Source organism: Vibrio sp. 1069, from assembly GCF_033340555.1.
The window spans coordinates 1-1,440 of record NZ_JAWOWP010000061.1; the positions used below are offsets into that span (position 1 = coordinate 1).

The 1,440-nt window shown below is 49.2% G+C and carries 1 protein-coding gene; it reads left to right on the forward strand.

The genetic code is table 11. The features are described from left to right. Positions 1-18: 18 nt before the first annotated feature. On the forward strand, positions 19-1,440 hold a 1,422-nt coding region (locus R7040_RS24405; RefSeq protein WP_318097253.1), incomplete at its 3' end, for an acyl-CoA dehydrogenase.

Below are 1,440 nucleotides of genomic sequence, written 5' to 3' on the forward strand. Positions count from 1 at the left end.
CTGAAAAGGAAAAATTATATGGACATCTTGCTCTCTATCGTTGCGATGGCTGTTGTGTTAGGCATTACGCTTTACCACAGAATGTCACTCGTTAAATCCGTCAGCCTACTAACTGCTGCCATGCTAGTGCTGACTATCACAGGCTCAGTTGGCGTTATTGGCTGGGCACTGTATGTGCTTGCAATCGCGGTCTTTGCCGTTTCTGGTATCCGCCAATCGCTTATTAGCCGTAAGGCACTGGCGTTGTTTAAGACTGTGCTACCTGCGATGTCTCAAACTGAAAAAGAAGCTCTCGATGCTGGTACAGTATGGTGGGAAGCTGAGCTATTCAAAGGTAAACCTGAATGGGAAAAATTACACGCAATTCAAGCGCCAAAACTTAGCGCTGAAGAGCAAGCGTTCTTAGACGGCCCAGTAAACGAAGTGTGTGCTATGGTCAGCGACTTCCAAGTAACGCATGAACTCGCGGATTTACCACCTGAAGTTTGGCAGTATCTGAAAGACAACAAATTCTTCGCCATGATCATCAAGAAAAAGTACGGTGGTCTAGAGTTCTCTGCATACGCTCAATCTTTGGTACTGCAAAAGCTGACGGGTGTTTCTGGCGTACTTTCTTCTACCGTTGGTGTGCCTAACTCATTAGGCCCAGGCGAGCTCTTGCAACACTACGGTACAGAAGATCAGAAAAACTATTACTTACCTCGCCTAGCCGAAGGTAAAGAAATCCCATGTTTCGCACTAACTAGCCCAGAGGCTGGCTCAGACGCAGGCTCAATCCCAGATTACGGCGTCGTTTGTAAAGGAGAATGGGAAGGCAAAGAAGTGTTGGGGATGCGTCTAACGTGGAACAAACGCTACATCACGCTTGCGCCTGTTGCGACGGTACTTGGCCTTGCATTCAAACTGCGTGACCCAGAAGGCCTGCTTGGTGATAAAGAAGATCTTGGTATCACATGTGCGCTGATCCCAACGGATGTGAAAGGTGTAGAACTCGGCAACCGTCATTTCCCACTAACCGTGCCATTCCAGAACGGTCCAACCCGTGGTAAAGACATTTTCGTTCCTATCGATTTCATCATCGGTGGTGAGAAAATGGCAGGGCAAGGATGGCGCATGCTGGTGGAATGTCTGTCGGTCGGTCGTGGCATCACGCTACCTTCTAACTCGACGGGTGGTATCAAATCGGCTGCGATGGCAACGGGTGCATACTCTCGCATTCGTCGTCAGTTCAAACAACCAATCGGTCACATGGAAGGCGTTGAAGAGCCATTGGCACGTCTTGGCGGTAATGCATACGTCATGGATGCGGCCAGCAACCTAACTGTTGCAGGTATCGACCTAGGTGAAAAGCCATCGGTTATTTCTGCAATCGTGAAGTACCACTGTACCCACCGCGGTCAACAAAGCATCATCGACGCGATGGACATTGTCGGCGGTAAA